Origin of the sequence: Algoriphagus boseongensis, from assembly GCF_004362805.1 — a bacterium.
GTDB lineage: Bacteria > Bacteroidota > Bacteroidia > Cytophagales > Cyclobacteriaceae > Algoriphagus > Algoriphagus boseongensis.
The window spans coordinates 160,457-186,888 of record NZ_SNYF01000009.1 but is presented as its reverse complement, the minus strand read 5'-3'; the positions used below and the strand labels follow the sequence as shown (position 1 = coordinate 186,888).

The 26,432-nt window shown below is 42.8% G+C and carries 32 protein-coding genes; 3 read left to right on the top strand and 29 right to left on the bottom strand.

What is annotated here, in order from left to right; translation table 11 throughout:
* Window positions 1-87 precede the first annotated feature (87 nt).
* Together DFQ04_RS16520 and DFQ04_RS16515 are read left to right on the top strand one after the other, a co-directional pair.
* Window positions 88-2,787 carry a hypothetical protein gene (locus DFQ04_RS16520; RefSeq protein ID WP_133557892.1) on the top strand — a complete coding sequence of 900 codons (2,700 nt, stop codon included), beginning with the start codon at window positions 88-90 and terminating at the stop codon, window positions 2,785-2,787.
* A 66-nt stretch (window positions 2,788-2,853) separates the two neighbouring features.
* Window positions 2,854-4,518, top strand: a complete 1,665-nt coding sequence (locus DFQ04_RS16515; RefSeq protein ID WP_133557890.1) for a mechanosensitive ion channel family protein — start codon at window positions 2,854-2,856, stop codon at window positions 4,516-4,518.
* On the opposite strand, the gene DFQ04_RS16510 is transcribed toward DFQ04_RS16515, so the two are convergent.
* From DFQ04_RS16510 to DFQ04_RS16495, 4 genes are read right to left on the bottom strand one after another with little or no spacing between them, the layout of a single operon-like run.
* Window positions 4,510-6,123: a hypothetical protein gene (locus tag DFQ04_RS16510; RefSeq protein ID WP_133557888.1), complete on the bottom strand. Its 1,614-nt coding sequence runs from the start codon at window positions 6,121-6,123 to the stop codon at window positions 4,510-4,512. The genes DFQ04_RS16515 and DFQ04_RS16510 overlap by 9 nt on opposite strands.
* Window positions 6,116-7,264: a DUF4249 domain-containing protein gene (locus DFQ04_RS16505; RefSeq protein ID WP_133557886.1), complete on the bottom strand. Its 1,149-nt coding sequence runs from the start codon at window positions 7,262-7,264 to the stop codon at window positions 6,116-6,118. The genes DFQ04_RS16510 and DFQ04_RS16505 overlap by 8 nt, the downstream gene beginning before the upstream one ends.
* Window positions 7,264-9,981, bottom strand: coding sequence for a TonB-dependent receptor (locus DFQ04_RS16500; protein WP_133557884.1), 2,718 nt, complete (start codon window positions 9,979-9,981; stop codon window positions 7,264-7,266). Before DFQ04_RS16500 ends, DFQ04_RS16505 begins: the two co-directional genes overlap by 1 nt.
* Window position 9,982: 1 nt before the next feature.
* A complete protein-coding gene (locus DFQ04_RS16495) occupies window positions 9,983-10,684 on the bottom strand; it encodes a hypothetical protein (RefSeq protein WP_133557882.1) in 702 nt (233 codons plus the stop codon).
* 98 nt (window positions 10,685-10,782) lie between these two features.
* Between DFQ04_RS16495 and DFQ04_RS16490 the strand changes: the two genes are divergently transcribed.
* Window positions 10,783-11,694, top strand: a complete 912-nt coding sequence (locus tag DFQ04_RS16490; protein ID WP_133557880.1) for a sugar phosphate isomerase/epimerase family protein — start codon at window positions 10,783-10,785, stop codon at window positions 11,692-11,694.
* Between the two features lie 51 nt (window positions 11,695-11,745).
* On the opposite strand, the gene cysM is transcribed toward DFQ04_RS16490, so the two are convergent.
* From cysM to rplN, 25 genes are all read right to left on the bottom strand, one after another.
* Entirely contained in the window at window positions 11,746-12,624 is an 879-nt protein-coding gene (cysM, locus tag DFQ04_RS16485; RefSeq protein WP_133557878.1) for a cysteine synthase CysM, read from the bottom strand.
* On the bottom strand, window positions 12,611-13,456 hold the full coding sequence (gene epsC, locus DFQ04_RS16480) for a serine O-acetyltransferase EpsC (protein ID WP_133557876.1): 846 nt from the start codon (window positions 13,454-13,456) through the stop codon (window positions 12,611-12,613). Before epsC ends, cysM begins: the two co-directional genes overlap by 14 nt.
* An 18-nt stretch (window positions 13,457-13,474) precedes the next feature.
* Window positions 13,475-14,023, bottom strand: coding sequence for a hypothetical protein (locus tag DFQ04_RS16475; RefSeq protein ID WP_133557874.1), 549 nt, complete (start codon window positions 14,021-14,023; stop codon window positions 13,475-13,477).
* Window positions 14,004-14,291: an FtsB family cell division protein gene (locus DFQ04_RS16470; protein ID WP_133557872.1), complete on the bottom strand. Its 288-nt coding sequence runs from the start codon at window positions 14,289-14,291 to the stop codon at window positions 14,004-14,006. The genes DFQ04_RS16475 and DFQ04_RS16470 overlap by 20 nt, the downstream gene beginning before the upstream one ends.
* Before the next feature lie 92 nt (window positions 14,292-14,383).
* Window positions 14,384-15,667, bottom strand: coding sequence for a phosphopyruvate hydratase (eno, locus tag DFQ04_RS16465; RefSeq protein ID WP_133557870.1), 1,284 nt, complete (start codon window positions 15,665-15,667; stop codon window positions 14,384-14,386).
* A 22-nt stretch (window positions 15,668-15,689) separates the two neighbouring features.
* On the bottom strand, window positions 15,690-16,787 hold the full coding sequence (gene carA / locus DFQ04_RS16460) for a glutamine-hydrolyzing carbamoyl-phosphate synthase small subunit (RefSeq protein WP_133557868.1): 1,098 nt from the start codon (window positions 16,785-16,787) through the stop codon (window positions 15,690-15,692).
* A 116-nt stretch (window positions 16,788-16,903) separates the two neighbouring features.
* Window positions 16,904-17,437 carry a 50S ribosomal protein L17 gene (gene rplQ / locus DFQ04_RS16455; RefSeq protein ID WP_133557866.1) on the bottom strand — a complete coding sequence of 178 codons (534 nt, stop codon included), beginning with the start codon at window positions 17,435-17,437 and terminating at the stop codon, window positions 16,904-16,906.
* 6 nt (window positions 17,438-17,443) lie between these two features.
* The gene (locus tag DFQ04_RS16450) at window positions 17,444-18,433 is read right to left on the bottom strand and encodes a DNA-directed RNA polymerase subunit alpha (protein ID WP_133557864.1); all 990 of its coding nucleotides are present in this window, start codon (window positions 18,431-18,433) and stop codon (window positions 17,444-17,446) included.
* 39 nt (window positions 18,434-18,472) lie between these two features.
* Window positions 18,473-19,078 carry a 30S ribosomal protein S4 gene (gene rpsD, locus DFQ04_RS16445; RefSeq protein ID WP_133557862.1) on the bottom strand — a complete coding sequence of 202 codons (606 nt, stop codon included), beginning with the start codon at window positions 19,076-19,078 and terminating at the stop codon, window positions 18,473-18,475.
* Between the two features lie 18 nt (window positions 19,079-19,096).
* The gene (gene rpsK / locus DFQ04_RS16440; RefSeq protein WP_133557860.1) at window positions 19,097-19,495 is read right to left on the bottom strand and encodes a 30S ribosomal protein S11; all 399 of its coding nucleotides are present in this window, start codon (window positions 19,493-19,495) and stop codon (window positions 19,097-19,099) included.
* 15 nt (window positions 19,496-19,510) lie between these two features.
* Window positions 19,511-19,888, bottom strand: coding sequence for a 30S ribosomal protein S13 (gene rpsM, locus DFQ04_RS16435; protein ID WP_133557858.1), 378 nt, complete (start codon window positions 19,886-19,888; stop codon window positions 19,511-19,513).
* Between the two features lie 2 nt (window positions 19,889-19,890).
* The gene (gene rpmJ / locus DFQ04_RS16430; RefSeq protein ID WP_014772314.1) at window positions 19,891-20,007 is read right to left on the bottom strand and encodes a 50S ribosomal protein L36; all 117 of its coding nucleotides are present in this window, start codon (window positions 20,005-20,007) and stop codon (window positions 19,891-19,893) included.
* Window positions 20,008-20,013: 6 nt separating this feature from the next.
* Entirely contained in the window at window positions 20,014-20,232 is a 219-nt protein-coding gene (gene infA / locus DFQ04_RS16425) for a translation initiation factor IF-1 (protein WP_077346329.1), read from the bottom strand.
* A 1-nt stretch (window position 20,233) separates the two neighbouring features.
* The gene (gene map, locus DFQ04_RS16420; protein ID WP_133557856.1) at window positions 20,234-21,007 is read right to left on the bottom strand and encodes a type I methionyl aminopeptidase; all 774 of its coding nucleotides are present in this window, start codon (window positions 21,005-21,007) and stop codon (window positions 20,234-20,236) included.
* A gap of 1 nt (window position 21,008) precedes the next feature.
* The gene (gene secY / locus DFQ04_RS16415) at window positions 21,009-22,328 is read right to left on the bottom strand and encodes a preprotein translocase subunit SecY (protein WP_133557854.1); all 1,320 of its coding nucleotides are present in this window, start codon (window positions 22,326-22,328) and stop codon (window positions 21,009-21,011) included.
* 4 nt (window positions 22,329-22,332) lie between these two features.
* Complete coding sequence (rplO, locus tag DFQ04_RS16410) at window positions 22,333-22,779, bottom strand: 50S ribosomal protein L15 (protein WP_133557852.1); 447 nt, start codon at window positions 22,777-22,779, stop codon at window positions 22,333-22,335.
* Window positions 22,780-22,781: 2 nt separating this feature from the next.
* Window positions 22,782-22,961 (bottom strand): 50S ribosomal protein L30, encoded by a 180-nt coding sequence (gene rpmD / locus DFQ04_RS16405; protein WP_133557850.1) that lies wholly within the window; start codon window positions 22,959-22,961, stop codon window positions 22,782-22,784.
* Between the two features lie 5 nt (window positions 22,962-22,966).
* Window positions 22,967-23,485, bottom strand: coding sequence for a 30S ribosomal protein S5 (gene rpsE, locus DFQ04_RS16400; RefSeq protein WP_133557848.1), 519 nt, complete (start codon window positions 23,483-23,485; stop codon window positions 22,967-22,969).
* 5 nt (window positions 23,486-23,490) lie between these two features.
* On the bottom strand, window positions 23,491-23,841 hold the full coding sequence (rplR, locus tag DFQ04_RS16395) for a 50S ribosomal protein L18 (protein ID WP_026953279.1): 351 nt from the start codon (window positions 23,839-23,841) through the stop codon (window positions 23,491-23,493).
* 6 nt (window positions 23,842-23,847) lie between these two features.
* On the bottom strand, window positions 23,848-24,405 hold the full coding sequence (gene rplF / locus DFQ04_RS16390; RefSeq protein WP_133557846.1) for a 50S ribosomal protein L6: 558 nt from the start codon (window positions 24,403-24,405) through the stop codon (window positions 23,848-23,850).
* Window positions 24,406-24,414: 9 nt separating this feature from the next.
* Window positions 24,415-24,810 (bottom strand): 30S ribosomal protein S8, encoded by a 396-nt coding sequence (gene rpsH / locus DFQ04_RS16385; protein WP_133557845.1) that lies wholly within the window; start codon window positions 24,808-24,810, stop codon window positions 24,415-24,417.
* Window positions 24,811-24,892: 82 nt separating this feature from the next.
* The gene (gene rpsN / locus DFQ04_RS16380) at window positions 24,893-25,162 is read right to left on the bottom strand and encodes a 30S ribosomal protein S14 (RefSeq protein WP_026953276.1); all 270 of its coding nucleotides are present in this window, start codon (window positions 25,160-25,162) and stop codon (window positions 24,893-24,895) included.
* A gap of 2 nt (window positions 25,163-25,164) precedes the next feature.
* Window positions 25,165-25,722 carry a 50S ribosomal protein L5 gene (rplE, locus tag DFQ04_RS16375; protein ID WP_133557843.1) on the bottom strand — a complete coding sequence of 186 codons (558 nt, stop codon included), beginning with the start codon at window positions 25,720-25,722 and terminating at the stop codon, window positions 25,165-25,167.
* On the bottom strand, window positions 25,715-26,059 hold the full coding sequence (rplX, locus tag DFQ04_RS16370; protein WP_133557841.1) for a 50S ribosomal protein L24: 345 nt from the start codon (window positions 26,057-26,059) through the stop codon (window positions 25,715-25,717). The genes rplE and rplX overlap by 8 nt, the downstream gene beginning before the upstream one ends.
* A gap of 2 nt (window positions 26,060-26,061) precedes the next feature.
* On the bottom strand, window positions 26,062-26,430 hold the full coding sequence (gene rplN, locus DFQ04_RS16365) for a 50S ribosomal protein L14 (protein ID WP_026953273.1): 369 nt from the start codon (window positions 26,428-26,430) through the stop codon (window positions 26,062-26,064).
* Between the last annotated feature and the right edge of the window lie 2 nt (window positions 26,431-26,432).

The following is a 26,432-nucleotide window of genomic DNA, read 5'->3' as shown; positions in this document are numbered from 1 at the left end:
AAGAAAATTGACCCAAGGATCGTTATTAATGAGGCGATTCTTGGGTCTTTTTCGTAAACTAAGGTCAGATTCGCCCAAACAAGCAAAGTGAAAATCCTGAAAAGCCTTTTTATTCTTGTTGCTCTAATTTTATTGGCTTGGGGAGGGTACACCCTTTACAAAAAATACTTTTCAGGTAAATCCATCAACAACTTAGAGCTGATTTCAGCTGAGGCCGCTTTCACCTTTGAAACTTATCAGGGAGACCAAGCCTGGAATGAATTAGTCCAACAGCCTGTATGGGGGATTTTATCTCAACTCCCAGCTTTTGAAAATTTTTCCACCAATCTGGTGACTTTAGACAGCCTCACCGGAAAATCTGGATTTGTCACAAAAATCCTACAAAACAAACACATTACCGTCAGTTACCATACTACTGGAGCAGATAGCTTTGATCTACTTTTTACGCTAGATCTGGAGAGTAAAGAACCCTTGGAACTGATTGAGGAAATCAAAACCAAAATCCCTGAGAAATCCAGAATACAAGAAAGATCCTACAGTGATCAACCTGTCTGGGAATACTTTGACGCACAAAACTCTAGAAAATGGACCATCTCCCATTTGAATAATGTCCTGCTGGTATCAGAATCTTCTTTTTTGGTGGAAGACGCAATTCGGCTTTTTTTAAGTGATAACCCGAATTCTTTGGCAAATAAACTGGGAGAAAACCTAGACCAGCCTGAAGGAATTGGAAGATTATATCTCACTTCAAAAGGACTATCCAAAGGCTTATCTGGAATCGGTTCCTCAAAGGATTCTCCTTTAGCTCAGGAATTGGCAATTGCTCAGCAAGTGGTGGCTTTGGATCTATTCTTCGAAGAAAATCAGCTGGAGTTCAGAGGAATAGCCCTCTTGGATCAGGAAGCAAGTTTCTTACCTTCTATCAAGGCTAATTTCTCAGAATTTGAAAAACTGATTTCCAACCGAACGCTTTCGCTTACACAGATTAATCTGGATGGAATTTATGAATCTCAAAAATTAGAAAATCGCGCTTTCACTCCTAAATCAACAGTAAGCGGGGAAATTCAAGCCCGACTTTTAGATCGGGGATTTTTGGATTTCTTCACCGGAGAGCAATATTTCTTGGAACTCGAATCCGTAGCCAACCAAGAGAATAACCTTGCAGTATTTGCAAGATGCTCCAATCCTGAGCAGGTCTGGGCTTATTTGAATGAATACAGCAACCAAACGGAAGGGCATTCCCGGGATTTTTATTTGGAAAATGAGATCTTATTTTTCCCAGAAGAGGAATTTCCTGCCCATGTTTTCAAAGGAAAATATCAAGGCTTTACCCAAACCCATATTGCCTTACTGGGTGAAATCCTAATTCTAGCCAATTCCGCTCCCGGGATGAAAATGATTTTGGATGATGTCCGGGTTGGAAATACATGGAATAGATCCTCCTCCGGTGAATCCATGTCTATCAACCCTTCCTCAGGCTATAGCAAAACATTCATCCTTCCTAAAATCTGGAGCAAATGGACCAAAAACTCTAATCCTACCTGGAGTTCCTTTCTCCAGAAATATGGATCGGTTTTCAAGTCTTTTCCTTATTTAACCCTGCGGATCAATGAAATAGCAGGTAAAAAAGAAGTCTCTTTGCTTCTTCCCTTTCAAGCTGGTAGAATGGCAGAAGCCCCAAAGACCGCTTCTTTGGTTTTGACCCCAAATAAACAAGTTTCCTTCGCCACCTCACTTTCTTTTGGTCCCAAGGCAATCGCAAACTTCAATGACAGAACAGAGGATATCCTTGTTCAAGATGAAAATAGCGTCCTTCATCTGGTGAACTCGGGAGGAGAAACGGTTTATTCCGTTCCACTTTCTGGGCAAGTTATTTCCGAGGCTTTTCAGATTGACTATTACAAAAACGGAAAGCTACAGGTCCTTCTGGCTACCAATAAATATATCTACGGCATTGACCGCTTGGGAAATCCACTTCCTGGCTATCCGATTTCTCTGGGCAATGAATCGATAACCCAGTTAAATCTGGTGGATTATGACAATTCCAAGGAGTATAGATACTTTGTAGCCACATCTGCTGGGAATCTCTGGCTTCTGGACAAGGAAGGAAATAAACTGGAGGGATGGAATCCACTCAAACTTGGTGAAGAAGTCATCCAATCCCCGGCTCATATTCGGGTAGCCGGAAAAGGAGATTACATGGTGGCTCAGGGAATCAGCGGGAATTTCCATCTTCTCAACAGAAGAGGAGAAAAGCAACCGGGCGGACCAATTGCTTTTGGAAAAGAATTGAAAACCGCTCTTTTGGTTTCTTCAGAAGGAAAAACCAAAGGGCAGGGAATCCATGGGATTTCCAAAACGGGAGAAGTCATTGCAGGTAATTTTTCCGGGGAAATCATCTATAGAAACCAGCTCATCAAGGAAAACCGGGATGATCAATTTGAGTTGATCCCTGATCAGAATGGGAATTCTTACTTGATTTTGATCCGTCAATTTAACAAGACCAAGATCCTGGATCCCGAGGAAAATACACTTTGCACCCTTTCCCATTCTGGGGAAGAACTCTTGGTAAATTTTTATGATTTTGGCTCGGAGAGAAAAATCATCGCGGTCACCGATCCCGTCCAGGGCTTTGGATTCCTTTATGATTTAAAGGGCACGCTGCTTACCGAAACTCCTTTGGAAAGCACAGGAAAAATTCAAATCACCCATTCCGCGGCTGAAAAACAATACCGAATTCGAACCCGATCCGGGAAGCAGCTCTTTGAGTACCTGATGCCCGATTAATCCCCTTGTCCTTGGGCTCCCAAATTGGAATGAGTAAATTGCGGCCCTATTATCCAAAAACCAAAGATGAATTACAGGCATTTTCTAGTAATCTTTTTCCTTTTATTCAGTTCAGAAATAGCAAATGCTCAGCTAATTGATGATAAAAATGTAACTGAAAATCTGGCGGATGAAATCAATCTAAGCACCCCTTACCATACCACACTCAGCTTCTTTTTCAATTTGGAGAAATCGAATTTTTCTCCGGAAACAGCCGCCAAAACCATGGATTTTCGTGGTGTAGAAGGAGACAAAAAAGACCTTGCAGTCAAGCTGAAGCAAATATTAGAGGGAAAAGGGGTAATCATCCACACCAGCGAAATCCCCAATGACCCCAACTATTTGGATTCCACAGCTGGTTCCGAACCCAAGTATTACTTCGACAAAATCAAGGCTCCGAATATTTACCTTGAAAAGTCGGGCAAGCAATGGAAGTTTTCAGCCTTTTCAGTTTCCAGAATCGAGCGAATTCATGCTGAAACCTATCCCTATGGCACAGCAGAACTACTAGATATCCTTCCTCAAATCGGAACCGATGAATACTTAGGCCTTCAGCTTTGGCAACTCATAGGACTCGGCATCCTGATCATCCTGACTTTTTTGGCTCATTTCCTTTTCACTTTCTTGGTGGATAGGGGATTGATCTATATCATGAGAAGACTGGGCTATGGGTATATCGGAGAAAACTACCTGCTTCCCATTGCGAAGATCACGAGCTTTTACCTGATCGTGGTGATCCTTTCCCTGTTGATGCGGGTTCTTCAGTTGCCTGCGGAAATCTGGGCATGGGTGGTCATCTTGTTTAGCACCCTGAAGCCTTTCTTTATCACGGTGATTTTCTACAAAATCGTAGACATCATCGCTGCCTATTTTTCTCATTTGGCTACCAAAACCGAATCTACCCTAGACGACCAATTGGTTCCATTGGTGAGAAAAACTTTGAAAGCTTTGGTCATCTTAGTCGGTACCCTTTTCATTCTTCGGGACGGGCTGAATTTTGACATAATTCCTTTCCTCACCGGACTTTCAATTGGTGGTGTGGCCATTGCCTTAGCAGCTCAGGACACGATCAAAAACTTCTTTGGCTCCATCATGATATTTATTGACAAACCCTTCCAAGTTGGAGATTGGGTGACCTCTGGAGATATTGATGGAACGGTGGAAGAGGTTGGCTTCCGATCTACAAGAATCCGGACTTTCAGGAATTCGGTCATGTATGTGCCGAATGGAAAAATCGCCGATTCCGTGGTGGATAACCATGGTCTGAGAAAATATCGTCGCTTTTTCACCACACTGACCATCACTTACGATACTCCACCGGAATTGATTGATGAGTTTGTAAAAGGCTTACGAGAAATTGTTTTGGCCCATCCTGATACGCGAAAGGACTTGTATCATGTCTATTTCAACAACCTTTCTGCCTATAGTCAGGATGTAATGTTTTACATCTTCTTTGAGTTACCGACTTGGGCTGAAGAACTTCGGGCTAGACATGAAATCCTAATCCAAACTGTCAAGCTGGCCAATGCATTGGGAGTACGGTTTGCTTTCCCTACCCAAACGCTCCACATGGAATCTTTTCCTGAGAAAAAAGGCTTGGTTCCAAGCTATCCTGGTGAAGCAGCCTATCAGGAAAAACTTCAGAAGTTCCTTTCTCAGGAACTAGGTAAAAAACCTGATTTATTAAGGTAAAATGGAATAGTAGGTTCTAGCAACCTGAGTTTTTCCTTGAGCATCTTGGGTCTTGACCCAAAGGACAAAAACTCCGTCCAAGGCAGGCGTTTGAATTTGATTAAATCCCGAGGCTGTAGAATTCCAATACAAAATCGTTCTCCAATCAGGGAATTTTTCTTCTTTGGCAGGATTTGCAAATTGGTTTCTATCCATTTCGACCAAAGGCTGCAAGCCCAAATAATCAAAAAATCGTGCACTTGGAGCCAAGGGATATAAGCCGAAATTATTTTCATAACTGCTCCAGCTCAATACCCCGGGATAGGTCCGCTCGTTCAGGTAAAACTCCCGATTCAGCACCTCAAGCTTAGACATAAACTTGGGATTGAATGAGGAAAGTAAGTCTGAATCGAAAACAGGCATGGCATCCACTAAGATCAGTGGATTAGCTTCGAATACCTTTTTATTTGCCTCGTCCAAGAGTCGAAATTCCTTCTTTCGCTCCCTGGTCCTAACCTGTACACTGGGAACATACTCTCTCAAAACAGTCTCAATATCCTCAAATCGGGTATAATCATCCAGATTATAGGAATAGTCTGCCACAAAACCAGTGACGATTTCCACGGTATCCAACCCATAAATTTCCTTGTAATAAGATTCGACCATGGAGGCCTTGATGAGTTTTTCCAGCAGCTCCAAATCACTGGTGTGAAGCGTCAATTCAGGAAAGGTAAATGAATCCTTGAATTGGGTGCGAATCACGGGAGAAACCACCTGAATACCCGGCATCTCCGCTCCATTCTCCAATTGGATGATCATTCGATCCCAATTTTTCAGTCCTCCGATATCAAAAATCAGAGTCCCATTTTCATCTGCAATATCCGTGTAGAGCGCACTTTGCTTTCCATGGACTGAAAGAAAATACGTAGAGTTTTCCTCTGGATTGGGAACTTTCACCTCTACGATATGCCCGAATAATTCCGGATAAAGCGTTCTTTTTTCAATTCCTTTATATGCCTCAGTTGAAGATATAGCTTGATGCTCTTCTGTCAGAAAAGGATTGGCAATGGAGAATCCCATGGCCTGAATTTCCCCGTTTTGCTGAGGAATATTAGCTCCAATAACTGTGGACTTTTGAAGAGAAAGCCTAGATGGAGATAAAGCGCTTGTTTTCTTTTCAGCAGGTTTGGGAGGAATATTCGGATTGATTACTGTGATAAATTGCTGGGCGATTCCTTGTTCTAAATTCAGATAAGGGCTGATTCGAGTATAAACCCGAAGCAAATAATTGGCAGAGGGAATGGACTGTTTGATTTTAAAATAATTCAGGGCCTTTCCCCTGACCAAAGGCATTTTTACATAATCGACTGAATTGGACTCTGCATCCACCAGCTCGGCATACAAAACTTGAGAGGTACTCGACCCGGCACCTAAAAGAACTTCCGCATCAATCCAGATTTTTTCACCTGTGAAATACAAGGTTTTGGGAATGGAGAAACTCACTGATTCTTTTTGCACAGCATTTTGCCCAAAAACTTCAAATGAGCAACAAAGCCCCATCACCAAGCTCAGGGTAAGAAGAAAAAACCGCATGGATAGAAAATTAAAATCGCTGTACTTATTCATCTTCCCAAAATTCTGGTTTAACAGGTGAGGCATACAGGGTACAATCCGCGCATCTTTTATCGGTGACATAGTAGCCAACTATCGTCGTACCGGCCATCAAGGGTATGGTAGGAAGTACAAATCCGCTTCCAAAAGTTGAAGCATAAAACTGAGTAAATACAGGCTCCAGACTTATAATACAATCATTGAATTGCGGATCTAAATAATTCCATGGAGAGACATCTACCCGGTTTATATAGATTCTTTTTTCCTGAACTACCCCCATACTCACCTGACCAATCACTGGAGAATTCGGATTATCCACGCTGGATATATTCCCCCCTATCAGGGAAGGAAGTGGACTGAATATCGAGCCGATATCTTCTGTGTTTTTCTTCAAAATCTCCCAAAAAGCCACATCTTCCTGAGCAATCGCCTTTTGAGAAATCAAAATGCTATATCGCTCCATGATGCGTTCATCCCCAGTTGGGATTTCGGTGATGGTTTGCTTGAACACTACCTGATCTTGAAATCTTGAACTGGTCTCCAGCAAGATATCCGGACTGCTCTCATTTTTAAAGCACAGAGAAATATCCTCCTCTGCTGTTCTGTCTCTCACCGTTCCAATCTTGGAATCATAGATATAGGCTGTCCGAATTCTCGGCCTGTAAATCCAGGATTCTTCAAATGTCCAAAGGAAATCATCTGCATTTTCATCACCTTTTGTGGTCACAAAAACCTCCACTCCTTCTTCATCCTTTTGAAAACCAGCATCAATAATCGGAGGTGTCAAAATAGGTTTTAATGGCTTGGACTTGAATCTTTCCCCGTTGGCAAGAAATATTTCCAAATTATACACATCCTGCTCCGGTACATTCCTTTCAAAAACATAAATCCCCGGCTCCTCTTCCTGAAGCTGGAATTGCTGTCCGGACTGTGAAGAAAGTATGACGGAGGCATTTTTTTCAGGAGAAAAGGACGTTGAAGAATCCAAAGGAACTGTTCTGCTCAATTTCAATTCACTCCGTTTTCCCTCGGTATCCAAATATCCCTCCACCACCAGAAAACTGATTTCTTTGGAAGGAATTTCGGGATCAAAGGGTGTTCTGCAAGCCTGAAGAGCTATCAAAACCACAAAAACGATTTTCAATACCTGCTTCATCAGAATCTAAAATTATAGCTAATAAAAGGAATGGGCTCAGCAAAAATGGATAGCTGATACCCCTGTAATTTTCCACCTTCAGGAATGTAATACACAGAATAGGCATTGTCTCTACCTAGAATATTGTAGACTCCAAAGGACCAGGAACCATGTGCCGGCTTATTGACCTTATGATTTCCCTCCAGATTGACCGAGAAATCCAAACGGAAGTAATCTGGAATTCGGAATGAGTTTCTGTCTGCAAAATAAACACGCTCTGAACCTCCATATTCGAATTTCGCCACAGGCAAAGTCACCGGCCTACCTGTACTATATTTCCCAGCCAAAGTGGCATTAACCCGGCGACTTAATTCGTAATTGAGCACCAAGTTTACATTATGCGGCTGGTCGAAATTACTGGGGTACCATTCCGAGCGGTTGATTTGTTCTTTTTGCTCCGATGGATCGGTCTGCATCAAAGATCTGCTATAGGTATAGGCCAAGGATCCATTGAGCTTACCGGTTACTTTTTTCAGGTAAAGTTCCAATCCATAGGCTTTCCCTTTGGTCACCAAAACATCCTGCTCGATGCGGTCATTGAGAATCAAAGTAGCTCCAGATCTATAATCGAGAATATTATTCATGGTTCGGTAATACACCTCCGCGGAAAACTCAATGGCATTGTTTTGCATGTTTCGGAAGTATCCCAGCGCATATTGAATTCCTGTCTGTGGTTTAATAAAGGCATCACTCAATTTCCAGGTATCCGTAGGCGTAATCACCGAGGAATTACTCAATAAGTGAATATTCTGCCTCATGGTATTGACTCCAGCCTTTACCGAAGACCAATTATTCAAGGCATATCTTCCAGAGAATCTCAGTTCTGGGCCCAGGTAACTTTTGATCAACTCCCCGGAAGTGTAAGAATTCTCCCCTACAATATTTTCCGGGAAAAAGGGCTCTCCTGCTGCATATTCCGGCAAAGTCTGTGGCCCAAAATTCCCAAACCAATTCAGGCGAACTCCCCCACTCAAGGTCAATTGCTCATTGACTTCAAACTCATCTCCGATAAATAGAGAGGCTTCCAAACCTTTCTCCGGAGACACCTCATCAGGAATCACAATACTCTCTGGTCCAAAGGGGTCAATTTTTCCTGGATTCAATCCATAGGCAATTCCATGAACCCCATAGGTCAGGATATGCCGATCTCCTTTTTCATGACGGAAAACCGCCTTCACAAAACTCTGCTTCACGGAGAACCCGTAGAGGTAAGAATTTAGAGGATTATCTTCTCCCTGTACGTCAAATTCATACTCATCCCTGCCTACGGATAAGTCCAACTCCAACTGATCATTGAAATAGTGCGTCCAAGTCAGCGCATAATTCAAGTTGGAATAGCTGTAAACCGTATCCGGATCAAACTGAAATCTATCCTTGCTATAATACCCTGAGACAAAAAGCTTGTCTTTTTCTCCTAATTGCGTGCTGAGGTTGGCATTGAAATCTCCAAAAAATGCCCGAGATGCTCCTAAATCCGCTCTTTCCTCAATATAATCCAACAACCAATCCGAATACGTCAATCGACTTCCCACCACAAAACTGGTGTTTTTCCCTATCGGTCCTTCCAAACTTAAGCGGCTGGTCATAGGCCCGATTCCTCCCGATCCCCCGATTTTATCTTTCTTGCCCTCTTTGGGAGTCACCTGTAGAACTGAGGAAAGTCTTCCCCCATAGCTGGCAGGTATTCCGGCTTTGTACAAATCTACCCCTTGCACCATATCGGAATTGACCGCAGAAAAGAACCCAAAAAGGTGTGAAGGATTAAACAGGGTATTTTGTCCCAAAAGGATCAAGTTCTGGTCCGCCGCCCCTCCACGAACATTAAAGCCTACACTGGCCTCACCCGCGGTATTTACTCCGGGCATAGTGAGAATCCCCCGGATAATATCCACCTCTCCCATCACAGTTGGGAGCTTTTTCATCTGCTGCACACTAAGGGACTGAACGCCCATTTCGGGTCTGCTGACATTGGAAAGCGCTCCGGATCTTACCACCACTTCACTCAGGGAGAAAACTCCTTCTCCAATCGTAATATCCAAAGTGGCATCGCCCTGAATATCCAAAAGTCTTTGTTCGGTATAGCCACCGATATTCTGAATCAAGAGCGTTTGATTTCCCTTGGGAAGGATAAGTTCGTATCTCCCCTCCCGATTCGTGATGGTCTGTCTTTGACTTTCCTTCTCGTAGACTATCGCCCCTTCTATGGGCTTTTGGTTTTCCAAACTGGTAATAAAGCCTGCAATCTTCGCCTCAGTCCCTGGACCTGGAGTTCCTAAGGTGTACCTTCTGTTTCGAACAAATTCATCCTGAAGGACTGAGCCTCCTCCTGCTGTATTCCTCAAGAAGTAATCTGTTGGGAATTCTATTTGTAGCTTTTCTCCTCTGGAAATAAAGACCTCCTTGGACCGGGAAATGGTGAATTTGAAATCCGATTTTTCGAAAATTACGGCCAGTACATCTTCCAACTTGTCCTGATTGGCCTGAAGGTTTACGGTCAGGTCTTTTACATCCGCTTCCTTGAAATAAAAAGTATAGGAAGTTTGCTGCTCGACCAATTCCGCAAATCGGGTAAAGCTTGTTCCCGGGAAAAACCCGGTAATCCGATCCGCTTCCTGAGCCAAAGCTACTTGAACCGAAAGAAGGATAAAACTCAGTACTGCCAGGAGACTTTTCTTCATATTACTTGGAATTCACCTGGACTAAAAATTTCAAATACTCCTCGGGGTTTTGCTTAAAAACCAGATTTCGGGCCCTCAGCTCCTTTTTGATGAATTTCTTTTCCAAACCTAAAATTTCAAAAGCCTGATTTCCTTTCTGAATTTGAAGAAAGACTCCATCCTTCACCAAAAAATAATCTGACTTGGCTAAATATATTTCGTCGTATTTCGACATTTCCCGCACAGCCTTAGTCGTCTTGAATTGCTTGGCTACCGCCAAATAATCCCCCTCACCCAAGACTTTATAGATACCATTTCCATTTTTCAGGTAATCTCCATTCCCTGAAAAATGTCGAAACCTTTCCCCATTGGCCAATTGGAAGCCGTCGATCTTCTCAGGCTTGATCAGGATTTTCTGATTAAAAACCGGATGGAATGTCACCACCTGATCTCTATAGCTGTCATAGAGCAAAGGAACCTGAGGATAAGTGACCCCATTGATGATCAAGGTCCCTTTTTCGAATTGCCGGGAAAAGTAATAGGGATCCCCCTGAATCAATCGGGAGGGTTCCTGATACTGCCCTCCGGTGATCAACTCCTGAAAATAGGGAAGCTGCTCCTGATATTCCGGAAGAAATGCGAGGTTCTGACCAGCCACCTGAGCTTTCAAACCATTATTAGAAAAAGGTCCAAGGAGAAAAATGAAAAAGAGTATTTTTCGCATTCTGAAAAATACGAGGGTTTTCTACAAAAATCAGCTTATTTTCAGAATATAGATAAACGGCATTGGTTTGCTTTAAATGGACAAAATCCTGAATCCCTATGACCTCAAGAAGAAACCTATTAAAATCCCTGGCCCTAGCTCCTCTAGCTACCCTAGCCACTCCCAGCTTCGCAAAGACTGAGCAAAAAGAAGAAACCCAATTCAAGTTTTCTCTGAATACCTCCACCATCCGAGGGCAAAAGCTCAGTCTTCCGGAAATCATTGAATTGGCGGCACGGGCTGGATACGATGGATTCGAACCCTGGATGATGGAGATCCAAGGCTATTTGGATTCTGGAAAAAGCTTGGCTTCCCTTAAAAAGCTGGCTTCCGATGCCGGATTGGAGTTTTTCGATTGCATAGGATTCCCTACCTGGATGGCTCAGGATGCAGAAAAAAGCAAGACAGGCTTCGCCCAAATGGAAAAGGAAATGGGGGTTTTGGCCGATCTGGGCTGCCCTAGAGTGGCTGCTCCGGCCATAGGAACCGAGGCTCCTCTGGATCTGATGCAGGCAGGAGAGAAATACAAACGGCTTTTGGACTTGGGAAGAAAAACCGGGGTGATGCCCCAACTGGAATTCTGGGGAGCTTTCCCTTCCTTTTATCACTTGGGTCAGGCGATGATGGTCGCTGCCGTGGCTGATGACAAGGATGCCAAGATCTTGGCTGATGTCTATCACCTCTTTCGGGGAGGATCAGGCTTTGAAGGCATGAAAATGCTGGACGGGCATAGCATTGATATCTTCCACATGAACGATGTCCCGGCGTCTATTCCCCGACTGGAGCAGCAGGACAAGGATCGCGTGATGCCTGGAGACGGAGCCGCCCCTATGCAGGAACTCGCCAATACACTAAAATCAAAAGGAGGGCAAATCATCCTTTCCCTGGAACTCTTTAACCCCACCTACTATGCCATGGATGCCGCAGTAGTCGTCAAAGAGGGATTGGAGAAAATGAAAAGGTTTTTTTGAAAAAAGAGATCACAAAATTCATAGCCCATGATTTAAATCATGGGCTAAATTTTACCCAAACAAATCCGAGCTGAGGTATCGATCCCCACGATCGCAGGTGATGCAGACGATCAATCCTTCTTCCAATTCCTTGGACAATTCAATTGCTGCATGTAGCGCTCCTCCGCTACTCATTCCGGCGAGGATTCCTTCCTCCTTCGCCATGCGTCGGGTCATTTGGGTGGCTTGATCCTGGCTGACATCAATCACCCTATCCACACGATCTTTTTCAAAAATTGCCGGCAAAAACTCCGGAGACCAGCGTCTGATTCCAGGAATACTGGAACCGTCTGTAGGTTGAGTTCCTACGATTTGAATGGCGGGATTTTTTTCTTTTAAATATCTGGAGACGCCCATGATGGTTCCGGTAGTTCCCATAGCCGAAACAAAATGGGTGACTTTGCCTTGGGTATCTCTCCAGATTTCCGGGCCAGTAGTCTTGTAATGTGCCCAGTAATTATCCGGATTGGCAAATTGATTGAGCATAAAATACCCTTCCTTGGCATTCATCTCTTCAGCCAGGGTTCGGGAATACTCTATAGTCTTGGCAGCAGGAGTCAAAATCACTCTCGCTCCATAAGCTTCCATGGAAAGTACCCGCTCCTTGGTAGAGTTATCCGGCATGATCAGGGTCATATCCAAGCCCAGAACTTTGGCAACCATGGCTAAAGCAATACCTGTATTTCCGCTGGTTGCTTCTACCAGTTTGTCCCCTTTTTTGATTTCTCCCCGGTCCAAGGCAGATCTAAGCATATTGTAAGCAGCCCTATCCTTGACACTTCCTCCGGGATTTTGGCCCTCCAGTTTGCAGAGGATTTTGACTTTAGGATTGGTAGGAATATGCTCCAACTCAATCAATGGAGTATTGCCGATTAGTTCAAAGAGTCGCATCGAAATCATTTTTAAAGACATATCGGTCCGTCACCAAGCCATCCTCATGATGGATTTGGGTTTGGTAATAGACTTTGGAATTGGCAGGAACAGATTTGGTCAACCAGACATTTCCGCCGATTACAGAATTAGCGCCGATCCGGGTATTTCCACCCAAAATGGTAGCTCCCGCATAAATCACCACATGATCCTCAATAGTCGGATGCCGCTTCAGATCTGCATCGGCTTTGTCCACGCTCAAAGCTCCAAGGGTAACACCTTGGTAAATTTTCACATGATTTCCGATAACGGTGGTCTCCCCGATTACCACTCCTGTTCCGTGGTCGATACAGAAGAATTGACCGATTTTAGCCCCCGGGTGAATATCGATTCCTGTTTTGCTGTGAGCGATCTCGGTGATCATCCTTGGAATTAACTTGATTCCCAACTGATGGAGTTCATGGGCAATTCTATAGGCTGCAATAGCATAGAAACCCGGATAGCTTCGAAGGATTTCTGTTTTGGATTTGGCAGCCGGATCACCAGCATACATGGCATCCACATCCTGATGCACCCAATCAAAAACCTTTTCCAGTTTGTGAAAAAAGTCAGCGGCTAACTCCTTTCCATCACCAGCATGCAAATGCTTATTTCGAAGCAAAATGGCGGTTAGGGTTTCTTTCAAAAGGATTAACCTTGCCGAAACCTCCTCTTCTGACTTTACTTTTTGCACCGCATATTCCGGGAAAAGTAAGCCTAGTAATTCCTCAAAAAACTGTTGGATTACCTTAGGAGACGGGCAATCAGAGCACTCCTGATGTGCGTGGTGGATTTTTTGAATCAGAGATTTCATGGATTTTGTCTAGCGCAACTATAGAACAAAACCCACTCTGATCACATAAGGTTCAGCGTAGTAGGAGGTTTGACGGTCATACAAGACATTATACAAAAAAGTAAAATTCGCTCCTCCCCGTCTGCCAAAAGGTGCGAAATAGCCTCCACCTACAAATAAGGCATCTGTCCAAGTTCTACGGAAGTCCTCAGCTACCAGATTGTAGGCATTCCAGTTGATGTTTTCGTATTCTACATGAGTGAAGATATTGGGCAGCACATTGTACCTGCCAAAAACCCTTCCACCGTAAGATGAGCCATTGGCTCCCTGGAATCTATTGTCGTCGTAATATTGGTAGGTCAAGCCAGCTCCACCTGAAAGTCTTGGGGTAATCATCACTCCCACCAAAGGAGAAACGTCAATGAAAGTCACCGTACCGAATTGAAGTCCCAAATTCCCTCCAAAAAACAATCTATCCCTGAAGGAAGTCGAATCCCCGTAAATTTCGCGTTGGGCGAAGGAAGAAGTTTGAAAAAGGGTAAAGGCAAAGAAAAAAAGCAGGAGAAATTTATTTTTCGACAATGACATATAAATCTTCAGTTTGTTTTTTCATGAAATATCGTTCTCTGGCAAACTTCTCGAGAAGTTCTGGATTGCTCATCAATTCCTCCCTTTCGGCCTTGATCTGAACTTTCCGCTCTTGGTAGAATTCTTTTTGGTCCTCCAAATCCCAGAGCTTCTTACTTAAACGGATTTGATTGACCAGGTTGTTGGAATCGATAAAAATCATCCAAAAAAGAAAGAATAGCGTCGCCAAGACATAAAAATTGCGACTGTATTTGAGGATCTTTTGCATGGCAATAAATTTCAAAATGGAAGTTACAAAAATGATGCAAGAAAAAAGGCAGCTCTTTTCGGAACTGCCTTTCATACTTTTATTGAGTTGAATTATTTCAATCTTCCTTTGAAGATCGCTGATTCACCCAATTGCTCTTCGATTCTTAGCAACTGATTGTATTTCGCCATACGGTCAGATCTTGAAGCTGAACCGGTCTTGATCTGTCCGCAGTTCACTGCTACAGCCAAGTCAGCGATGGTAGAATCTTCCGTTTCACCAGATCTGTGAGACATTACTGCAGTAAAACCAGCCTTATGAGCCATTGCAATAGCATTCAAAGTTTCAGTCAAGGTTCCGATTTGGTTTACTTTTACCAGAATTGAGTTGGCAGACTTCTCTTCGATTCCACGCTTCAAGAATTTCACGTTGGTTACGAAAAGGTCATCTCCTACTAGCTGAACTTTGTCACCGATTTTCGCAGTCAACATCGCCCAACCAGCCCAATCTTCCTCAGCACATCCGTCTTCGATAGAATCGATTGGATATTTTTCAGTTAATTCAGCCAAATAAGCCACTTGCTCTTCTCTGGATCTAACTTTTCCAGTTGGTCCTTCAAACTTGGAGTAGTCGTATTTTCCGTCTTTGTAAAACTCAGAAGATGCGCAGTCCAAGGCGATAGTTACATCATCACCTGGCTTGTAACCAGCCTTTGCGATAGCATCCAAGATGCAAGCAAGAGCCTCTTCAGTACCACCGGAGAAGTTTGGAGCAAATCCACCTTCATCACCTACTGCGGTGCTTAAATGTTTGTCATGAAGGATTTTCTTCAGGTTATGGAAAATCTCAGCACCCATACGGATAGCCTCAGAGAAGCTGCTAGCCCCTACAGGTCTTACCATAAATTCCTGGAAAGCGATAGGCGCATCAGAGTGAGAACCACCATTGATGATGTTTAACATAGGAACAGGAAGGGTATTGGCGTTCACCCCACCGATGTATCGGTAAAGCGGCTGGCCAGATTCCATCGCTGCTGCTTTCGCTACTGCCAAAGAAACACCCAGGATAGCATTTGCTCCTAGCTTGCTTTTGGTAGGCGTACCATCCAAATCAATCATGATCTGGTCAATGGTGTTTTGCTCGAAAACATCCATCCCCACCAATTCAGGAGCAATGATTTCATTTACATTGGCTACGGCCTTCAATACACCTTTGCCCAAATATTTGCTTTTGTCTCCGTCTCGGAGCTCTACTGCTTCGTTGACACCGGTAGAAGCGCCAGATGGAACTGCTGCGCGTCCAAAAGCACCATTTTCGGTTACTACATCGACTTCTACGGTAGGGTTACCTCTTGAATCGAGGATTTGTCTTGCATGAATTGATTGAATCAACGTCATAGTTTTAAAAGGTTTATTAGAATTAGTTGTTATTGATCATCGACACAAAATCATCGAATAAATATCTGGAGTCATGTGGTCCAGGTGATGATTCCGGGTGGTATTGTACAGAAAATGCAAGCTTATTCTTCAAGCGAATTCCTGCTACGGTATTGTCATTCAAGTGAACGTGGGTGATTTCAACCTGAGGGTTTTTCTCAGTATCTTCTCTCACCACGTTGAAACCATGGTTTTGGGAAGTGATTTCACTTTTTCCGGTCAAAAGGTTCTTGATTGGGTGGTTGAGTCCTCTATGACCATGGTGCATTTTGTAGGTTTTAATTCCTACTGCCTCCGCCAAAAGCTGATGTCCCAAGCAAATTCCAAAGACAGGTTTACCTGTTTCTAAAATTTCCTTCACTGTATCCACCGCATATTCCATTACAGCCGGATCGCCGGGACCATTGGAAAGGAAATAGGCCTGTGGAGCCCAAGCTTCCATTTCAGCTAATTTTGTCTTTGCTGGATATACTTTGCAGTAAACACCTCTAGAAGCTAGATTTCTAAGGATATTTTTCTTGATGCCAAAATCCAGACAGGCCACTTTGATAGCTGAATTTTCATCTCCGAAGAAGTAAGGTTCCTGAGTACAAACTTTGGAAGAAAGCTCAAGGCCATTCATATCGGGAACTTTCGCTAATTCAGCTTTTAGTCCTTCCAAATTACCTTCGAATTCAGAGCTGATGATGGCATTCATAGCTCCTTTGGACCGAAGATGCCTTACCAGCTTACGGGTATCAATATCTGCGATACCAGTAATGCCATAATTCACCAAATAGTCTTGCAAAGATCCAGAAGCATCTAACCTGGAAAACACCTCAGAAAAGCTATTAACCACGATTCCGGCTACACAAGGATGATCGGATTCCACCTCATCTGGATGCACCCCATAATTTCCGATATGGGAAGTAGTGGTCACTACAATCTGTCCGGTATAGGATGGGTCGGTGTAAATTTCCTGATAGCCTGTCATGCCCGTATTAAAGCAGATTTCGCCACCGTTGGTACCAGGTTTGCCGATTAGGGTTCCATGGAAAACTGTCCCGTCGGCTAGAAGAAGAGTTGCTTTCTGTTTAATCATTTTTTCAAAGGTTGCCCAAAGTTAACCAAAACTTGGGAGGAGGATAAGATATTGGGGTATAAAAAAAGGATTGAACAGCCGTCCAATCCTTTTGATATTTGAAAATAACTTTCAAATTATTTTTCTTCGTTTTCGCCTTCAGTTGAAGCTTCAGGAGCGCTAGGCTCTTCTGCTTTTGCCTCTGCTGCAGGAGCCGCAACTGGAGCAGCTTCAACAGACTCAGCCTTACCAGTAGATCTTCTTGATCTTCTAGTAGTTTTCTTAGCAGGCTTAGCGTCTTTCAACATCAATTCGTTGAAGTCAACCAATTCGATGATACACATCTCAGCGTTGTCACCCAAACGGAAACCAGTCTTGATAATTCTGGTGTAACCTCCTGGACGAGAACCTACTTTTTCGATTACCTCGCCGAAAAGAGCCTTGATGGCATCTTTGCTTTTTAGGTAGGAGAAAGCAATTCTTCTATTATGAGTAGTATCTTCTTTAGCTCTGGTTACCAGAGGCTCTACAAACTTCTTCAATTCTTTTGCCTTAGCAAGCGTGGTGGAGATACGCTTGTGAAGAATGAGGGAAGTTGCCATGTTGGATAGCATCGCCTTTCTGTGAGAAGACGTCCTTCCAAGGTGGTTAATTTTCTTACCGTGTCTCATTGTTTTTTATTCTTCATCAAGTTTATACTTAGAAATATCCATCCCAAAGGTCAAACCTTTTTCCTGGATCAACTGCTCAAGCTCAGCAAGAGACTTCTTACCGAAGTTTCTGAATTTCATCATGTCAGAAATTTCAAGCTTGGCCAAGTCGCCTAGGGTTCTCACATCAGCAGCTTTCAGACAGTTGAACGCACGAACAGAAAGATCGAGGTCGCTCAAAGAAGTCTTCAATAGCTTTCTCATGTGAAGGAATTCCTCATCGATAGGCTCTGGTTCTGCAATACCGGTAGAATCAAGGACCATAGTCTGGTCGGAGAACAACATAAAGTGCTGAATCAAAATCTTAGCAGATTCCTGAAGCGCTTTCTCTGGATGGATAGAACCATCTGTAGAAACTTCAAGGATCAATTTTTCGAAGTCAGTCTTCTGCTCTACTCGGGTGTTTTCTACGCTATACTTTACGTTTTTGATTGGCGTAAATACTGCGTCGATTGCAATTTGTCCAAAAACCTGCTCTTTGGGCTTGGATTCTTCAGCTGGCAAATACCCTCTTCCTTTTTCTACAGTCAATTCAATCTCAAAGTTTTTGGTCTCGTCGATATGACAGATCACCAACTCAGGATTAAGAACTTCGAAAGAAGAAGTGAACTTAGCAATGTCCCCTGCGGTGAACACAGACTGATTTTTGATCTCAACTGTGATTTTTCCGTCAAATGCTTCGTGCACTTTCTTGAATCTCACCTGCTTTAGGTTCAAAATGATGTCAGTCACGTCTTCTACTACACCCTCAATGGTGGAGAACTCATGAACCACTCCCGGAATTTTGATGGAAGTGATGGCGTATCCCTCCAAGGAAGAAAGCAAGATTCTTCTTAGGGCGTTACCGATGGTAACTCCATAGCCTTTTTCAAGAGGTTTGAAGGTGAACAAGCCATGAAAGTCGTCGGCTTTCTCCATCACCACTTTCTCAGGCATTTGAAATGCTAGTATGGACATATATCTCGTTCTGTTTTTTTAGCTGAAAATAGTAAAATATTACTTAGAGTAAAGTTCGACAATGAGCTGCTCCTTGATATTCTCAGGAATATCATCTCTGCCCGGAACACTGACGAATTTGCCTGACAAAGAAGCATTATCCCACTCTAACCAAGGATATCTATTTGCTCCTCTTCCCGCCAAGCTGCTGGTGATTGCTTCAAGAGACTTAGAACGCTCTCTAACTGAAACCACATCACCAGGCTTCAAAGTGTAAGAAGGAATGTTTACCACTTCACCGTTTACCAAGATGTGCTTGTGCGATACAAGCTGTCTTGCTCCACGACGAGTAGGGGAAATTCCCATACGGTATACGGTGTTATCCAATCTCGCTTCAAGCAATTGAAGTAAGTTTTCACCGGTGATACCTGATTTTCTGGAAGCGATGTCAAACATCTTAGCGAATTGTCTTTCCAACACGCCATAGATGTATTTAGCTTTCTGCTTCTCAGCAAGCTGAACAGCATATTCAGACTGCTTCTTTCTTCTACCTCGGCCGTGCTGACCTGGAGGGTAGTTTTTCTTTTGAAGTGCCTTGCTATGCCCTTCGATAGCTTCTCCAAATTTTCTGGAGATCTTTGCTTTAGGACCTGTATATCTTGCCATTCTGTTACTTTTTTAAAATTAAACTCTTCTACGCTTAGGAGGACGACAACCGTTGTGAGGAAGTGGAGTCACGTCGATGATCGTAGTCACGTCCAATCCTACATTTTGCAAAGTTCTGATCGCAGATTCACGACCAGCGCCTGGTCCTTTTACGAATACTTCGATTTTTCTCAAACCGAGATCGTATGCTACTTGTCCGCAGTTTTGAGCGGCCATCTGAGCAGCGTAAGGAGTGTTTTTCTTAGAACCTCTGAATCCCATTTTACCGGCAGAAGCCCAAGAGATTACTTGACCTGCATTATTGGTAATGGAGATAATGATATTGTTGAAGGAGGCTTTGATGTGAGCCTGTCCTACAGCTTCTACCTTTACTACTCTTTTTTTACCTTTTGCTTTATCGTTTCTTTTCTGAGCCATAATCTAAATCAGGTTTTATTTAGTTGCCTTCTTCTTGTTAGCAACAGTTTTACGCTTACCCTTCCTTGTTCTGGCATTGTTCTTAGTACCTTGACCACGTACAGGAAGTCCTTTTCTGTGTCTCAAACCTCTATAACATCCGATATCCATCAGACGCTTGATGTTTAGTTGGATCTCTGACTTCAGAGCGCCTTCGGTTCTAAATTCCTCAGCGATGATATTACGGATTGCGGTAGACTCATCGTCATCCCACTCACCTGCTTTTTTGTCAAAAGAGATACCGGCCTTGCTCAGGATCGCTCTGGCTGAACTTCTACCAATTCCGAAGATATAGGTAAGTCCGATTTCGCCGCGCTTATTGTCTGGTATGTCTACACCTGCAATTCTAGCCATGATTAACCTTGTCTTTGTTTAAACTTAGGATTCTTCTTATTGATGACGTAAAGTTTTCCGTTTCTTCTAATCACTTTACAGTCAACACTTCTTTTTTTAATAGATGCCTTAACTTTCATATCAGTCTATTTATATCGATATACTATTCTACCTTTTGTTAAATCATAAGGAGACAATTCCAATTTGACTTTATCTCCGGGAAGGATTTTGATATAATTCATCCTCATTTTACCGGAAATATGAGCAATCAATTGATGTCCATTTTCCAGTTCCACTTTAAACATCGCGTTGGACAACGCTTCCGTGATGGTGCCGTCTTGCTCGATTGATGTCTGTTTGGCCATATTAGAATTTAACTATCTCTTCTATGTATTTATGGGTCGTTAGGACCTCTGTTCTATCTTCAAATATTGCGACTGTATGTTCATAATGGGCTGACGGTTTTCTGTCGGCTGTTCTGATTGTCCACCCATCCCGCTCTTGAACAATATTTCTTGATCCAAGATTGATCATCGGCTCGATCGCAATCACCATTCCTTGTTTTAACAAGGGACCACTTCCTTTTTTGCCATAATTTGGGACCTCAGGAGCTTCGTGAAGATTTTTACCTAATCCGTGTCCGACTAATTCTCGAACTACGGTGTAGCCTTTCGCTTCTACAAACTTCTGAATGGCGTGACCGATATCTCCAACTCTGTTACCAGATTTGGCCTGCTCGATCCCCAAATAGAGCGAATCTTTAGTGGCTTTAAGTAATGCTAAGACAGAAGGGGAAACCTCACCAATAGGGTACGTATAAGCGGAATCGCTATGAAAACCTTGGTGAAAGACTCCACAATCTACTGAGATTATATCGCCATCTTTCAATTCATATTCACTTGGAAAACCATGAACCACAACTTCGTTCACAGAAATACAAAGTGACGCGGGAAAACCATTGTAGCCCTTAAATGAAGGAACTGCACCGTGATCCCTGATAAACTCTTCAGCAATTTTGTCAAGAAAAGAGGTCTTTACCCCTTCTTTGATATGCTTGGCGATTTCACCGTGTGCTCTACCAAGTATATCTGCACTCTCTTTAATCTTTTGAACTTCTTCCGAAGTCTTGTAATGAATCATTTTAAGCTACTTGGTAATTCGAAGGATTATTCTTCATATTACCAGACTTCATCATTCCTTCGTAGTGTCTCATCAATAGATAACTTTCGATTTGTCTCAAAGTATCCATGATCACACCAACCATAATCAGCAAGGAAGTACCTCCATAGAACTGAGCGAACTCACCACCAACCCCGGCAATGATTGCCAAAGCAGGAAGAATCGCCACTGCCGCAAGGAGGATAGAACCAGGCAATGTGATTTTAGAAATTATGCTGTCAATAAACTCAGAGGTTGGAGCTCCAGGCTTTATACCAGGAACGAATCCTCCGTTTCTTTTCATGTCTTCTGCAATTTGCTCTGGGTTAACAGTAATCGCAGTGTAGAAGAACGTGAACACAATGATCAATACAGCGAATAGCAAATTATATTGCCAGGAAGTGAAATCAGAGAAAGTGGTTCCAATGTAGTTGGCAATATCACTTTCACCTGCCCAGATCTGAGCAATCAATGCTGGAACAAACATCAGAGACTGAGCAAAGATGATCGGCATAACACCAGAAGCATTCACTTTAATTGGAATGTACTGACGCTGTCCTCCATATACTTTACCTCCGACAACTTGCTTCGCATACTGTACTGGAATTCTTCTTGTAGCTTCTGTCAAGGCAATTACCCCTACTACAACAAAGAACAATACACCAGCTTCAATTAATAATAGCAACATCCCAGATGTATTTTTCTCTAAAACCTCAGCGATGATAGCGCCAGGGAACCTAGAGATAATACCAATCATGATCAGCATTGAGATACCGTTTCCGATACCCTTTTCAGTGATCTTCTCACCTAACCACATACAGAACATGGTACCGGCTGAGAGAAGAACTAGAGAACTGAACATGAAAAGGGAGGTACTAACCATTACAGCACCTGTAGGCAAAATAGTAGCAGTTACATAACCGATACCTTGCGCAACTGTAATAGCAATGGTTAATACACGAGTAATCTGATTGATTCTTTTTCGACCAGATTCCCCTTCCTTTTGCATTTTTTGAAAATAGGGTACTCCGACAGTAAGCAACTGCAATACGATAGATGCAGAGATATAGGGCATAATTCCCAAACCGAAGATGGAAGCATTACTGAAAGCTCCTCCAAGGAAAGTATCAATCAAACCGAAGATCCCTTCTGGAGCTGCACCAAGTCTAGAAGGATCTACACCTGGGAGAACAATAAAAGAACCTAAACGGAAGATGATCAAGAATCCAATCGTATTGATAATACGGATTCTCAAATCTTCGATTGAGAAAATATTTTTAACTGTCGAAATAAACTTTTTCATTTACTTAAATCTTGTTTACAGTACCACCAAGTTTTTCGATTGCTTCTACTGCAGAAGCTGAAAACTGATGTGCAGACACGTCTAATTTGGCTGTCAATTCACCTCTTCCCAATACCTTGATTTTGTCATTCTTAGAAGCGATTCCGTGAGAAACCAAAGCTTCCATATCGACAACTGACAAGTTGTACTGTTCTGAAAGGGATTGCAAGGTATCCAAATTTACCGGTTTGAATTCAACCTTGTTCAAAGATTTGAAGCCGAATTTTGGAACTCGTCTCTGAAGAGGCATCTGACCACCTTCAAATCCGATTTTCTTCTTATAACCAGATCTAGACTTAGCTCCTTTGTGACCTCTGGTGGAAGTTCCACCTCTACCTGATCCAGTACCTCTACCGATTCTTTTTCGGTTTTTGGTTGAACCTTCGTTTGGAGTTAATGTAAATAGTTTCATAATTAAGCTTCCTCCACTTTTACCAGGTGATTCACTTTATTTACCATTCCAGCGATCTGAGGAGTTTGCTCAACTACAACAGACTTGCTGATACGACCCAATCCTAAAGCAGTGATTGTTTGCTTCTGATCTTTAGGTCTTTTGATCGTACTTTTTACCTGCGTGATTTTGATCTTTGCCATGATGATTATCCGTTAAAGACTTTAGCCATTTTCACACCTCTTTGCTGAGAAACTGAGATAGCATCTCTAAGCTGGACCAAAGCATCGATGGTTGCTTTTACCACATTGTGAGGGTTTGAAGATCCTTTGGATTTCGCCAATACGTCTGTAACGCCAGCTGATTCCAAAACCGCACGCATCGCACCACCGGCAATTACACCAGTACCCGCTGCAGCTGGTTTGATCAATACCAAACCTCCACCAAATTTTCCAATTTGCTCGTGAGGGATGGTACCTTTAAGAACTGGTACTTTCACCAAATTCTTTTTAGCATCTTCGATACCTTTAGTGATCGCGTCAGTTACTTCATTGGCTTTACCCAATCCATAACCTACTACACCTTGGCCATCACCTACAACCACAATAGCTGAGAAGGAGAATCTTCTACCACCTTTTACCACTTTGGCTACTCGGTTGATAGCTACTACTTTCTCTTTTAATTCTGTATCTGTAGCCCTAATGGGTTTTCTTCTTACTTGAGACATAATGATTAGAATTTAAGGCCTCCTTCTCTGGCTCCATCGGCCAAAGCTTTTACATTACCATGATACAAGTACCCATTTCGGTCAAATACTACGCTAGAGATACCATTTGCCACAGCTCTTTCTGCAAGTTTTTTTCCTACTTCTTTAGATACTTCTACGTTAGTGTTGGCTTTAGCGCCAAGCTCTTTGGAAGAGGCCTGAGCCAATGTACGTCCCTGAAGATCGTCCACCAATTGAGCATAAATACCAGTATTGCTTTTGAATACTGACAAACGAGGTCTGGAATCAGTACCAGAAATTTTTCTTCTGATACCCTGCTTGATTCTAAGTCTTCTGGAATTCTTATTAAATGCCATAACCTATTATTTTTTACCGGCAGTTTTACCAGCCTTACGTCTAACATTCTCACCAACGAAGCGCACACCTTTTCCTTTGTAAGGTTCAACCTTACGCAAGGATTTGATTTTAGCGGCAACTTGTCCGATCAACTCTTTGTCAATTCCTTCAAGGGTAATGATTGGGTTTTTACCTTTTGGAGTTTCTGTTTTCAAAGAAATCTCCTGAGGCAAAGCCATAAAAATATTGTGAGAATAGCCTAAGCTAAGCTCCAATACTTGACCTTGATTGGAAGCCTTGTAACCTACACCTACTAGTTCCAAGTCCTTTTTGTAACCTGCAGAAACTCCGATCACCATATTGTTGATCAAAGATCTGTAAAGTCCATGCATAGACTTGTGTCTTTTAGAGTCAGTAGGTCTAGAGATAACTACTGCGTTACCTTCCACTTTCACCTGAATGTCGGGATTCACATCCTGAGTCAGGGTACCCTTTGGACCTTTAACAGTGACAGTTCCATGAGCTGACACGTCTACAGTAACACCGCTGGGTAGATTTATTGGTTTTTTACCTATTCTAGACATGATAGTAAATTAATATACGTAGCAAAGTACTTCGCCACCGATACCTTCGGTACGGGCTTCTTTGTCTGTCATTACACCTTTAGAGGTGGAAATGATTGCGATACCTAAGCCATTGATTACTCTTGGGAGCTCATCATGCTTAGCGTATTTTCTTAAACCTGGAGTACTAACTCTTTCAAGGCTAACGATCGCGTTTTGCTTGGTGGATGGATTGTACTTCAAGGCAATTTTGATAGTGCCCTGAGGTCCATTTTGTTCAAACTTATAGTTTTGAATGTACCCTTTATCGTGCAAAACTTTTGTGATCTCCTTCTTAAGGTTAGAAGCAGGTATCTCAACGATTCGATGAGAAGCCTTAATGGCATTTCTCAATCTGGTCAGATAATCAGCTATTGGATCAGTCATAATATTGAATTGTCTAGCGCCACCCGAATTGGGCGTGCAAAGTTACGAATTGATTTTTAGAATAAAAACTACTGTCGTTATTTTACCAGCTAGACTTAGTCAGACCCGGAATCTTTCCAGCAGCAGCCATTTCTCTGAAGGTTACCCTGTTGATACCGAACTTCCTCATGTATCCTTTTGGACGACCGGTTAGCTTGCATCTGTTGTGAAGTCTTACCGGAGAGGCATTTTTTGGTAATTTGTCAAGGGCTTCGTAATCACCGGCTGCTTTCAGCTCAGCTCTTTTCTTGGCATACTTGGCTACCAGTCTTTCTCTTTTTCTCTCGCGAGCTTTGATGGACTCTTTTGCCATGATTATTCTTGATTTTTATTTACGAACGGCATACCGAAAGCTTTCAACATCGCAAAAGCCTCTTCATCTGTGTTGGCAGTGGTAACGAAAGTGATATCCATACCAGAGATTCTGTTCACCTTTTCGATGGAAATCTCAGGGAAGATAATCTGCTCAGTCACACCCAAGGTGTAATTACCTCTTCCGTCAAAACCTTTGTCAGAGATACCTTTGAAGTCTCTTACACGTGGAAGTGCAACAGTCATCAAACGGTCAAGGAATTCATACATTCTCTCTCCTCTCAAAGTTACCTTTGCCCCGATAGGCATACCTTCTCTCAACTTAAAGTTAGAAACGGCGATTTTTGCCTTAGTAGCTACTGCCTTCTGGCCGGTGATTAAAGAAAGCTCTTCTACGCCCTGGTCAACCAATTTCTTGTCTGCCACTGCTGCTCCGATGCCTTTGTTCAAAACGATTTTGGTCAATTTTGGAACTTGCATTACGGAAGAATATTGGAACTTCTCTTTCAAAGCAGGAACGATATCGTTCACATACTTTTCTTTCATTCTTGGATTAGCCATTGATCACCTCCCCAGTTTTCTTTGAGTATCTAACTAATTTGCCGTTTTCGCCTACTTTTCTACCTGTTCTAGTTGCTTCTCCTGTTTTAGGGTCAACCAACATCAAGTTGCTGATATGCAAGGCAGCTTCTTTCTTCTCGATTCCTCCTTGAGGCTTTGCAGCAGTTGGCTTCACGTGCTTGGTGATCATATTGATCCCTTCTACGAAAGCTCTTTTCTTTTCAGTGTCTACTGAAAGCACCTTGCCTGTCTTTCCTTTGTCATCTCCAGCGATCACTTTTACGGTGTCACCAGTTTTGATATGCAGCTTTTGCTGCTTATTAGATTTTCTTTCCATGATTAAAGTACTTCAGGGGCCAAGGAAACGATTTTCATGAACTGCTTTTCTCTGAGCTCTCTAGCTACTGGACCGAAAATACGGGTACCTCTAGGCTCGTCGTTGTTGTTCAACAAAACAGCTGCATTGTCTTCAAATCTGATATAAGAACCATCCTTTCTACGGATCTCTTTCTTAGTTCTCACAATTACCGCTTTAGAAACGGTACCTTTTTTCATATTACTTGATGAAAGGGCAGACTTTACAGTCACGACTACTTTGTCGCCGATAGAAGCATAACGCTTCTTCGTTCCACCCAATACGCGGATCACCAATACTTCTTTAGCACCGGAATTGTCCGCAACGCTTAGTCTGGATTCTTGCTGTATCATGA

Excerpts from the sequence above, each read along its gene's own strand:
- eno (WP_133557870.1), bottom strand. The coding sequence starts at position 15,667 with ATGACGTTGATTCAATCAATTCATGCAAGACAAATCCTCGATTCAAGA.
- epsC (WP_133557876.1), bottom strand. The coding sequence starts at position 13,456 with ATGAAATCTCTGATTCAAAAAATCCACCACGCACATCAGGAGTGCTCT.
- rplN (WP_026953273.1), bottom strand. The coding sequence starts at position 26,430 with ATGATACAGCAAGAATCCAGACTAAGCGTTGCGGACAATTCCGGTGCT.
- infA (WP_077346329.1), bottom strand. The coding sequence starts at position 20,232 with ATGGCCAAACAGACATCAATCGAGCAAGACGGCACCATCACGGAAGCG.
- rpmJ (WP_014772314.1), bottom strand. The coding sequence starts at position 20,007 with ATGAAAGTTAAGGCATCTATTAAAAAAAGAAGTGTTGACTGTAAAGTG.
- DFQ04_RS16505 (WP_133557886.1), bottom strand. The coding sequence starts at position 7,264 with ATGAAGCAGGTATTGAAAATCGTTTTTGTGGTTTTGATAGCTCTTCAG.
- rplR (WP_026953279.1), bottom strand. The coding sequence starts at position 23,841 with ATGGCATTTAATAAGAATTCCAGAAGACTTAGAATCAAGCAGGGTATC.
- carA (WP_133557868.1), bottom strand. The coding sequence starts at position 16,787 with ATGATTAAACAGAAAGCAACTCTTCTTCTAGCCGACGGGACAGTTTTC.
- rpsN (WP_026953276.1), bottom strand. The coding sequence starts at position 25,162 with ATGGCAAAAGAGTCCATCAAAGCTCGCGAGAGAAAAAGAGAAAGACTG.
- rplX (WP_133557841.1), bottom strand. The coding sequence starts at position 26,059 with ATGGAAAGAAAATCTAATAAGCAGCAAAAGCTGCATATCAAAACTGGT.
- rplQ (WP_133557866.1), bottom strand. The coding sequence starts at position 17,437 with ATGAGACACGGTAAGAAAATTAACCACCTTGGAAGGACGTCTTCTCAC.
- DFQ04_RS16450 (WP_133557864.1), bottom strand. The coding sequence starts at position 18,433 with ATGTCCATACTAGCATTTCAAATGCCTGAGAAAGTGGTGATGGAGAAA.
- cysM (WP_133557878.1), bottom strand. The coding sequence starts at position 12,624 with ATGCGACTCTTTGAACTAATCGGCAATACTCCATTGATTGAGTTGGAG.
- DFQ04_RS16490 (WP_133557880.1), top strand. The coding sequence starts at position 10,783 with ATGACCTCAAGAAGAAACCTATTAAAATCCCTGGCCCTAGCTCCTCTA.
- rpsH (WP_133557845.1), bottom strand. The coding sequence starts at position 24,810 with ATGACTGATCCAATAGCTGATTATCTGACCAGATTGAGAAATGCCATT.
- rpsD (WP_133557862.1), bottom strand. The coding sequence starts at position 19,078 with ATGGCAAGATATACAGGTCCTAAAGCAAAGATCTCCAGAAAATTTGGA.
- rpsK (WP_133557860.1), bottom strand. The coding sequence starts at position 19,495 with ATGGCTCAGAAAAGAAACGATAAAGCAAAAGGTAAAAAAAGAGTAGTA.
- rplO (WP_133557852.1), bottom strand. The coding sequence starts at position 22,779 with ATGAAACTATTTACATTAACTCCAAACGAAGGTTCAACCAAAAACCGA.
- DFQ04_RS16515 (WP_133557890.1), top strand. The coding sequence starts at position 2,854 with ATGAATTACAGGCATTTTCTAGTAATCTTTTTCCTTTTATTCAGTTCA.
- DFQ04_RS16510 (WP_133557888.1), bottom strand. The coding sequence starts at position 6,123 with ATGAATAAGTACAGCGATTTTAATTTTCTATCCATGCGGTTTTTTCTT.
- DFQ04_RS16470 (WP_133557872.1), bottom strand. The coding sequence starts at position 14,291 with ATGCAAAAGATCCTCAAATACAGTCGCAATTTTTATGTCTTGGCGACG.
- DFQ04_RS16500 (WP_133557884.1), bottom strand. The coding sequence starts at position 9,981 with ATGAAGAAAAGTCTCCTGGCAGTACTGAGTTTTATCCTTCTTTCGGTT.
- map (WP_133557856.1), bottom strand. The coding sequence starts at position 21,007 with ATGATTCATTACAAGACTTCGGAAGAAGTTCAAAAGATTAAAGAGAGT.
- secY (WP_133557854.1), bottom strand. The coding sequence starts at position 22,328 with ATGAAAAAGTTTATTTCGACAGTTAAAAATATTTTCTCAATCGAAGAT.
- DFQ04_RS16495 (WP_133557882.1), bottom strand. The coding sequence starts at position 10,684 with ATGCGAAAAATACTCTTTTTCATTTTTCTCCTTGGACCTTTTTCTAAT.
- DFQ04_RS16475 (WP_133557874.1), bottom strand. The coding sequence starts at position 14,023 with ATGTCATTGTCGAAAAATAAATTTCTCCTGCTTTTTTTCTTTGCCTTT.
- rplF (WP_133557846.1), bottom strand. The coding sequence starts at position 24,405 with ATGTCTAGAATAGGTAAAAAACCAATAAATCTACCCAGCGGTGTTACT.
- rpsE (WP_133557848.1), bottom strand. The coding sequence starts at position 23,485 with ATGTCTCAAGTAAGAAGAAAACCCATTAGGGCTACAGATACAGAATTA.
- rpsM (WP_133557858.1), bottom strand. The coding sequence starts at position 19,888 with ATGGCTAGAATTGCAGGTGTAGACATACCAGACAATAAGCGCGGCGAA.
- rplE (WP_133557843.1), bottom strand. The coding sequence starts at position 25,722 with ATGGCTAATCCAAGAATGAAAGAAAAGTATGTGAACGATATCGTTCCT.
- rpmD (WP_133557850.1), bottom strand. The coding sequence starts at position 22,961 with ATGGCAAAGATCAAAATCACGCAGGTAAAAAGTACGATCAAAAGACCT.